8 protein-coding genes are annotated in these 9,525 nt (G+C 46.7%); 2 read left to right on the top strand and 6 right to left on the bottom strand.

The window, feature by feature from the left end; all coding sequences use genetic code 11:
- Positions 1-215: 215 nt before the first annotated feature.
- Positions 216-851 (top strand): hypothetical protein, encoded by a 636-nt coding sequence (locus WG89_RS27365; RefSeq protein WP_153301866.1) that lies wholly within the window; start codon positions 216-218, stop codon positions 849-851.
- Between the two features lie 155 nt (positions 852-1,006).
- Positions 1,007-1,645 (top strand): TetR/AcrR family transcriptional regulator, encoded by a 639-nt coding sequence (locus WG89_RS27370; RefSeq protein WP_062270817.1) that lies wholly within the window; start codon positions 1,007-1,009, stop codon positions 1,643-1,645.
- A 69-nt stretch (positions 1,646-1,714) separates the two neighbouring features.
- Here the strand turns inward: WG89_RS27370 and WG89_RS27375 are convergent, their stop codons facing one another.
- The 6 genes from WG89_RS27375 to WG89_RS29815 form a co-directional block, all read right to left on the bottom strand.
- Positions 1,715-3,370 (bottom strand): sulfatase-like hydrolase/transferase, encoded by a 1,656-nt coding sequence (locus WG89_RS27375; protein ID WP_062270818.1) that lies wholly within the window; start codon positions 3,368-3,370, stop codon positions 1,715-1,717.
- Between the two features lie 54 nt (positions 3,371-3,424).
- Positions 3,425-5,086, bottom strand: coding sequence for a sulfatase-like hydrolase/transferase (locus tag WG89_RS27380; protein ID WP_153301867.1), 1,662 nt, complete (start codon positions 5,084-5,086; stop codon positions 3,425-3,427).
- A gap of 113 nt (positions 5,087-5,199) precedes the next feature.
- The gene (locus WG89_RS27385) at positions 5,200-6,801 is read right to left on the bottom strand and encodes an outer membrane protein assembly factor BamB family protein (protein ID WP_062270820.1); all 1,602 of its coding nucleotides are present in this window, start codon (positions 6,799-6,801) and stop codon (positions 5,200-5,202) included.
- Positions 6,802-7,352: 551 nt separating this feature from the next.
- Positions 7,353-8,258 (bottom strand): sterol desaturase family protein, encoded by a 906-nt coding sequence (locus WG89_RS27390; RefSeq protein WP_062270821.1) that lies wholly within the window; start codon positions 8,256-8,258, stop codon positions 7,353-7,355.
- Between the two features lie 12 nt (positions 8,259-8,270).
- A complete protein-coding gene (locus WG89_RS27395; protein WP_062270822.1) occupies positions 8,271-8,957 on the bottom strand; it encodes a hypothetical protein in 687 nt (228 codons plus the stop codon).
- 376 nt (positions 8,958-9,333) lie between these two features.
- Positions 9,334-9,525 (bottom strand): transposase (locus tag WG89_RS29815; protein ID WP_172806943.1); only part of this gene is annotated, 192 nt, incomplete at its 5' end.

Here is a 9,525-nt window from a genome sequence, read left to right on the forward strand (position 1 = left end):
GGAGCGGTAACGGAAATGACTGAGAGTTAACTCTATCCATCGGTAACACTCATCTTTAGACTCCCAGCCAGGTTCTATGTCTGGGACATGTTCAAGGAAGTCGCTGACCTGATCCAGGGTCTTGATGAGTTTGGTGTTCATGATAATCTTCATCCTCTCATCATGAACGACATCCTGGACCTTTACAGGCTCAGTTCGTATTGGAAACCGGGCTTTTGTTCAGGCTCATTTTATATTGGAAGAGACTTCCCGGCCCCATAGCCAGCCAGGATGCCTACAATGCACTGATCTATTTCTCACACCCCCTCATTCTGGTGGCAGGTAACCTCAGCCTCGCAAAAGTCATCAGCATGCATAAAGTTCCTCTGTATGAATGGCGAAGCTTTCAGACCGATGTCAATAAAGACCTGAAAGCCTTTTGGCAGGGTACGGCACTGGATGCATTCTTTGAAAACCGTTATGCCCCCCAAGAGAAATCGGAAGCATTGAAAGCACTCAACTTTAATCCTCTGGTACTGCGAGAAGTCAGCCAAAGGATCATGAGCAAACACAATATTATACCCACCCTGCTGGACAGCATATGGTTAACACATCAGCCCAGCCACCCTTTATGGCAATTGGATCAAGATGCCAGGGAGATAATGGCAATGCCCAGCAGCAGAGAGCTGCTTTCTGAAATCCAGGCAGTTAGAGACCTTACAAAACGTGAGATCCTGGCCGGAAAAATCATCCTTAACTACACCCAAACGGCTCAACCCATTTTGAGTAGTTACGAACTCGGTACTCTTTTTTCCCTGATCGAAGACCCTGTTATCAAAGCCTACTTAAAATCACTGTTGGAGAAACGGTAAGCCTATAGAAGCTCGGTAAGGCCCTGGACATTGAATTTTCCAGAAGATTCCTCAACTTGCTAACAGACTGACATAGCTTTCCAAATCGATATTGGTCTATCAGTCATTGCCAATGGTATGATCCAGATTCAATTACCGCAGTGTTAAGGACACTCATGTCAGCCGCAGAGTCTTTAAAGACAACCCCAAGCAGTAAAGGTACCCGGGATATCATTCTGGATACCGCTGAAAGATTAATGGCTGAACGAGGCATTGATTCCGTCTCTCTAAACGAAATAGTGCGTGAATCAAAGCAGAAAAATGCTTCTGCCCTTCAGTATCATTTTGGCAACAAGGAAGGCCTGGTTAAGGCTATATACGACAAACACAAGCCCGGCATTGAAGTACGAAGAAAAGAGCTTTTCAATCAACTAGACGACGAGCCAAGCTTATTAGACCTTGTCGAAGTTCTGGCGTTGCCCATGATTGAGGAAATCGATAACCCGGACGGTGGTATGAATTACCTGCTGTTCCTTTCCCGTATAAGGTATCACCAGGTCAATCCTCAGCTTGAAAAGAATGCCCGCCAATCCCCAGTACTGGTAAAGTTATCGAAAATGATTTCGAGCCACCTGAGCCACTTGCCCGAACCGGAGCAGGAACTCAGAAAACTGATGATGAGGAGCACATTACTTCATTATCTGGCTGACTACAGTCTCAAGATAAAACAGAACCCAGGCTTTGACCTGGCTCAGAGAAAGGCATTTACCAAACTCCTGACCAATGCCATCGTGAATGTTATTCAACTGCCCTGAATGACCTTAAAAGGCAAAAACCTGCCATTTACAGCAGGTTTTTGCGATGGGACTCAAACTCAATCGCTCTTACTGAACAATCAAACGTCCCTGATGGGCTTTTTGAAACTGTTCATCCCGCGCCTTCAATTCAGCGCTGGAATCTATAACATTCACTTCACCCCACTGGTTTTCCTGGCTGTATTCCTGCAAAACACCCGGTGCACTGTTTGCCTTGATAAACTCAGCCCAGTCCGCCGGAGCCACCCAACCTGGATGAGGCACCACCTTGATACGACTCTGAACAAATGGCTCCCGATCATTCCTCCAGGCTTCTACATCAGTAATGAGATCCGTTAGAAGCTCGGCGTGTTCAGGTTTTGCGGACAGATCCTTGGTTTCACTGGGATCAGCAATTATGTCGTACAGCTCATTTGTCACCTTCACTGACTCCATTTGCATATCCACCAGCTGAACAAGCTTCATGTTTCCACGAATAGCGGTAAAGGCAAATTGATTGACGGCAGTCGCCTGGGTGGCAAAGTAAATGTCCCCTTCATAAGGCTTGGGCTTATTACTGGTAAGCTGTGGCCAATAGCTCTTGCCATCCAGCGGTCTGCCTTCCGGCGAAGTGCTGTAATCAACACCGGCCGCATCGGCCAGAGTCGGCAGTACATCCCAGCCAGTAATAAACTGCTCTGACTGAGTACCGGGTTTAAGCACAGGTTTTTTGGCATCGGATCCAGGGTAACGAATCATGCCTACTACACGAATACCTCCCTCATAAATCTGCTGCTTGTACCCCCTCAGAGGAGTGTTCAGTCCACCCCCCTGATAAGTACCTGTTCCGCCATTGTCACTCAGGAACATCACAATGGTGTTATCGGCTACACCCAGTTCCTCAAGCTTATCCATCATCCGGCCAATAGCCTTGTCCATGCCCAGCATCATACCCGCAAAGATTTTACGCTTGGCATTCCTGATCTCACCGGGCTGGCTGTTTTCAGCTTCATCAATCAGACTTTGTGGCGCCTGCAACGGCGAATGGGGAGCCTTAAACGGGACATACATCATAAAGGGCCCATCGTTATCCGGATTGCCGTCATTCTGTTTACTGGACCAGTCATCCAGCCATTGGTTGGCATCATTGGCCAGAACAAAGGGACCGTATTTCTCGATATCCGATCGATCAACGTATTGCTTGCGATCCACTGAAGTACCGTTTCTTTGAAGATCAAATCCACCCACTTCATTGACGGTGTGGTCGTAGTAATCACCATTGGTATTCAGATGTCCGAAAAAGTAATCGAAACCCCGCTGGTTCGGATGCTGATAATAGAAAGTGTGTCCCACATTCCACTTACCAAAAGCGGCGGTGTGATAGCCGGCTTCCTGGAAGTATTCCCCAATCAATTTTTCGCCTTTGGGAATGCCACCCTCGACCCATGGGTAGACTGTCGCATAACCCATCCCAAAACGAATGGGATCCCGGCCGGTCAGCAAGGCTCCACGAGTAGGTGAACACTTTGGGTTGACGTACATACGCCTGAGCTCAACACCTTCCGCTGCAATTTTGTCCAGCGAAGGGGTATCAAACTCGGCACCATGATAGGAGGCATCTTTCCAGCCCATATCATCAGCAAGAATGAGCATCACATTCGGCTGCTCAGCGATGGCAGACTGGGCCATTGCGGCAGCAGTTGCACCGAAAAGCAGGCTTCGGCAAATAGTCCTGACTTTTTTCATAACGAATAACTTCTCTTATTGTTGTTATTTACAGGAGACAGTTTCAAAGCGGGCTTATTCATAAATGATGGTGCCCATTTCTGTTTTCTTATAAATAAATCGGTCGAGACTCTTGAGGGAGTTGCCTCCGATGAATCCGAAGACGTTGTCGCCCATCTCGCCGGAGACGGTTTTTTCACGTTGCTCCATTCTCAAAGCCCAATCTGTAGGGGCTACCCAACCCGGCATTGGCACAGGTTCATAGTGGTTGCCAGTCCACATGTGCTTTTTACGCCAGCTGACAAAGCCTGATAACAGAGACGTCAGAACCTTGGGCTGTTCCATGGAAAGATCACGGGTCTCACCTGGATCAGAAGCGAGATAGAAAAGCTCATTTTTTATCTCAATACCCTGATAGCTTCGGGTTACATGTCGAACAACTTTGTAGTCATCCTTGATAATGGAAAACTTAAAGTCATTACCCACACCCTTTTCCCCTTCCGCAGCAATAAAGATTTCTGAATGAGGTGTTACACTGCCATCCACCAGGTTCTCCCAGACACTGACCCCATCCTGCAGGCGAGCCTTAATTTGGGGAGCTCCGTTGCTGGTACCTGTTGCATCATTAATGGTTGGAAAAAGATCTACGGCAGAGATGACCTGATCGCTACTGGATCCTTTGGACAGACCCGGTCCGGAAATAATGGCCAGATTACGAATACCGCCTTCATAACCCGACAGTTTCCCCCCCTTCAAAACGCCATTACTGGCTCCGTTTGAAAGATCAGCCCCTGAAGTACTCAGAAACAGAACCAGAGTATTTTTTAACTTGTCCTGGCTTTCTAGAGTAGAAATGATCTGGCCTACACCCTGATCGACCGATTGGACCATGGCCGCATATATCATTCTCTCTCGTGACAAACCCGGGCTCTGCGCCTGAACTCTTTTCACCAGTTCTTCAGGAGCCTGAATAGGTGCTCTTGGAGCCTTGTAAGAAACTTGCATAAAGAAGGGTTTAGAACCCTGCTCAGGCAGTTGGTTCAGCCAGTTCACTGAGGCAGAACTGATCAGATGCGGACCAAAAACATTTTCGTAGGAATCGCCCAGTGAGCGACCATTCTCCTGAAGATCAACCCCTCTGGCTGAGGTATGATTAAAATAATCTACCTGACCGTTCAGATGCCCAAAGAAATAATCAAACCCTCTACTGTTAGGATGATGTCGCTGAGTTTGGGACCCCAGCTGCCATTTACCTACCAGTGCCGTCTGATAGCCTGCGGCTTTGAGTGATTCCGACAGCAGAAACTCACTGGGAGCCAGAGCACCGGGTGACCAGGGATAGAACTCAGCATAACTGATACCCAACTCATGAGGGTCACGAGCGGTCATCATGGCAGCTAACGTACCACTGGACTGGGAGGCGCCGTAAAAGCGATTCAGAGTCACACCATTGGACGACAGCTTATCAATATTAGGTGTCTTGAAGGGGGCTCCTTTGGCACTGATATCGCCATAGCCCAAGCCATCAACCGTTATCAGCAACACATTGGGTTTACTGCCAGATACTGTTTGAGTTGAGTCTTTTGCCAGAGCTGAGGAGCTGCCAGCTGAAAGAAACAATACAGAAACAGCCACTGCCAAAAGGTTTGCTTTAGCCGGTATGGACTTTCTGGATATTTGATCGCGCTCACCCGTCGAGCTGACCGATGAGGATTCAACTGTTTTTATTATTCTCATTTTGAGGCCTTTTGTGTTTGTCACAAAACCATTTTCAAAGCGGTAAAAAAGCAGGAAGAAAATCAATGGCTAACCCGACCTTTCAATCAGAAAGGCCGGTTCTGAACCAGAATTTATTCAACAGCCTTGAAGGTGGTGACCCCGGCTGGACTGTCCAGCAGTGGGGTACCGTATTGATGGGCGCCTACTTCATCAGAAAGGTTGCCAATGTTGGCAATCAGAATGCGCTCCCTGGTGTCAGGATCAATGGCCATGGTAATGTTCATGGCATCACCCGCTGCTGTGGTCGACAGAATAGAACCGTCTTTTGGATCAACCGCCACTACTGCATGGGTAGAGTCCCTGTAGTTGCGGTCGCTGAAGTAGATCACATTGTCGAATCCTGTGATAACAGATACCGGTACACGACCCTTCGCCAGCTTTGACTCCCAAACTTTCTCAACCTTGACAGGCTCACCCTTACCACCGGAAATCTGGAAAGAACCCAAACCTTTGAGACCCAGTGAAATGTAGGCTCTGTTATCAGGCGCTACGGTTGGAGATGAAGCAATAACAAATCCGACTGGATCAGATGCTCCATAGATTTCGCAGGCTGCTCCAGCACGGCCGGCATCAATGGTTTTGGCGGACAGTGCCAGACAAGCAGGCAGGTCAACTGCTACCAGTTGCTGAGCATCATTTCCGATTAAGACATACTGACCATCTTTGGTAATGGCTGGACTGGTAGCAATTCCCCCCTTACCGGCCATGGGAACATGAAACAACACTCGAAGATTACCGTTCTCGTACTGCAACCCCCACAATGCCCCCTGGTGTTCGGAATCGCCTTCTGGCGCACCACCGGAAATCAGAATAGTACCGGTTTTTGGATCAACCGCGGTGTTATTATCAATTTCATAACCGCTGTCGCCCAGTCCAACTTTCCACCAGAGTTCTTTGGCCAGGTTATCCGCTTTGGTTTGCAGATATTTTTCAGGAACAGGGCCACTGGTGTCGGTTTTTTCACTGGGCAGATCCAGAGCGGCCAGCGTTTTACCACTCAAACGGTCAACCACCATAACAACACCATCACCCACAGTGGCTGAAACCAGCTCCCCACTGGGTAAAGTATTCAACCCGAAAGGCACATTGGGATAACCCTTTTCAGAATGAATCCGTGAAGGAAGATCATTTGTCCAGCGGACCTTACCGTTGGCATCAAAGGAGACAATTTTCTGGGTGTCTGCGGTATAAAGATGCCCTTCCTTGTCAATATAGGGGTTATTCAGGGTAGAACCTTCATCAAGAATACAGTCCTTGGTAACCGGGTCTACGTCTCGCCATAACTCTTTACCCGTTTTCAGATCCAGAGCAACAAGGTTACAGATACCAGACTCCCCACCCCTGGCCATGGTGCAATAAAGCTGACCATTCGAGCCTGATGAACAGGGTTGTACGAATACTTCATTGGGCAGGACCGTCCAGGCTTTTTCAATGCTGACTGGAGCCTTGTCTTCAATATAATCTGAAACACGACTATCACCGTGTATGGTCGGATAAGGGGAATCCGCCAGAAATTGATTATCCTCCTGATAAGCAGGCACACCGGGCAGTGAACCTGACTTTTGATCCGATGCCGATACGCATCCTGTAATACCTGCTACCAGAGCCAGCATTGTGAATACTGAAGCCGCACGGTGTTTTTTTTGTTGTTGGGTTTCGACTGTATACTGCATGTGTTCCACTTTTTTCTGGTGCCCTGCCAACTACTAGGCCATAGCTGGAGAGCGACTTTTTATTGTTTTCGCAGTTTTCTGCAGATCACGAATTGTTATTTTTATCGATTAATGTGACTACATTAGTCGCGACTCTAAAATAATGTAACTACATTAGTCAACTCTACCGATTGAATTTATCAGGAAATGAAAACGTTTATGGCACCTTGGAAGGCTTTAAATGCTTGAATGGAAAATGCTACAGAGCATTTCTATTGAGAGAAGGCTTTTGAAAAACCTGAGCTTAACACCGCGCAAAAATTAAGCATCAGTACGATGTAAAACCACTTCATAAAATAGATTATGGTGATCATACCTCGATGCTGAATGACTAGCGCAGCTAAGAACTACACCCCATAGCGTTTGCGCTGAGCCTGTCGAAGTGCATTACCAGCATCCTTCGACAAGCTCAGGATGAACGGAGTATTTATGACCATTTACGCTTAGCGCACTAGTAGAAACGAAAAAGCCCGACTTTCAAAGTCGGGCTGATAAAAATCACGAGAATAGAGTCAGCTGCTTGCCTGAGCTTTGGCCTTCTGCTCCTGTTCCCAGGCCCAGATGGGCGGCTTAACCAGCAACTTGAACCGATAAGACCAGGACGGTGCATTCCAAAGCTGGGAGCCCAGCTTAACAAAGCCATGAAAGAATACTTTTACCGGATTAACACTGTTGATCCGTGGATAGACACCAAAACGGACTTTCTCATCTTCTTCAGCAAAGGTACCAAACATCTTGTCCCAAATGATAAAGATACCCGCATAGTTTTTATCAATATACTTGCTATTGGTCGCATGATGCACACGGTGATGAGAAGGCGTATTCATCACTGCTTCAACAGGTCTTGGCAGCTTTTTCACCAACTCGGTATGCAGCGCTGTCTGGTAGAACTGCACCAATGCTTCGGCCAGGAACACCATAAAGGGATGGAAGCCCAGCATGACCAGAGGTGCATGGAAAAAGAACGGGAACAAACCGTCCAGCGGACCAAATCGGTATGCCACTGAAATATTAAAGTAGGGAGAACTATGGTGAACCGTATGGGTAGCCCAGCCCAAACCACACACATGCATGAAGCGATGCTCCCAGTAATAGGCCATATCCGCAATGATGATGCAGCCAATCAGACTCACCCAAGTGATAGGCAATTGCGTGATGCTGAAGTTTTCATAGATCCAGAAAAAACCGGCAAGATAGAACAGAGCAATAAATACCCCACCCAGCACCCGATAGGACACCAGTGTAATAAAGTTGGTGATAGAATCACCAATCAGGTTCCAGGTCATCTTTTTCATAAATCCGACCGCAACCAGCTCAAAGATGAAGAGCGCTACTGTGGCAATAAAAAACCAGTAGCCTATAAATTCTTCCCATCCGTAAACTTCAAGGTCCGTTAAAGTCTGGTTTAAAAATTCCATAACCATCCTTCCTTATTGGTAAATAACAAAACTGGAGATTGTTTCCTGCTCGCCGATGTAGTCACGACGCTCTACTACGGCTTTTACCGGTCGCTGGTAGTCAATTTTGTCCCAGGCACTGACCATGGCTGACATACTGTGCTGACCTTTTTTCAAAATAGGCACTTGCTTACCCTGAGGCAGGTCAATCCTGTTGCCTTTCATAGCTTTGTCAAAATAACCGATACTAACCCTGGCTCTGCTGAATTGACTGTTAAAGTCACTGTAAATAGCAAAGATGGTAAAACGCTCACTTTTTAATTGACCAGAGAGCGCTTTTTGATCAAGAAATTCTTTCCATAGACCGTCTATGGATGCCAGCTGAATCGACTTACTGATTCCCACTATGGTATTTGACTCAACCACTGCTTTTATTGCGGGTTTTGCGACAACAGGCTTCGAAGCTGTCTCAATCTGCTTAGGCTCAGAAGCCTGTGCTGACTGAGTTAGCTGAAGCTGTTTTTTGTAATTGTCCAGGTTAAAAAACTTAATGGTCTCCTCTCTGCCATAAGCCGCCATCGAATAGGCTGCGTCGCTTAATGTTGCAGGATCCATTTCCAGAGTACTGTACTTCTCGAAATCGGTTGGTGGATTAGCTTTCTGAAAAACCAGACCCAACCATATCACCCCGGTAATCAGGCAGGTCGTCAAAACTGACATTGGAAAATTCATTATTCACCCGTCGAAACAAATAATTATTATTTTAAAAATATTAAAATTGGTCAGATAACAAACAGATTGGAAACATCCACACTGAAGAATGGTTTTTAAACGACCTACAGTGCTTTTTAATAAAATTCAGAATGAAGGCCATTTCGTTGGATCGTATAATCACTTAAAGTGGGATGCAAGGACACAAAAATCCACTCCCAATGGCCAGTTTAACCCTCAATCTGGCCGTTTAATCCAACTGAATCATCTCCCTCAATTACCCCCTATAACTTCTCATCAGTTTCTCGTAGTAGCAAAAACATTTAATTAAATAATGAACTACCCCGCAGCAAGCTGCGGGGTATCCTCAGTGCAACTTGAGTGGTCAGTCCATAAACAGACTGATTTGGTTCGGACTTATTTCCTTCCGGTGTAGCTGCTTGTACTCCGCATTGCCTTGGTTTTTGACATAATTTGCAATTACATCTTCATTACCATGCTGGCCGACAGTATTCATAAAATATCCTGAACTCCAGAATGCTCCACCCCATAACTTTTGCTTAACTTCAGGGTTTTT

This window comes from Endozoicomonas arenosclerae, from assembly GCF_001562015.1.
Classification (GTDB): domain Bacteria; phylum Pseudomonadota; class Gammaproteobacteria; order Pseudomonadales; family Endozoicomonadaceae; genus Endozoicomonas_A; species Endozoicomonas_A arenosclerae.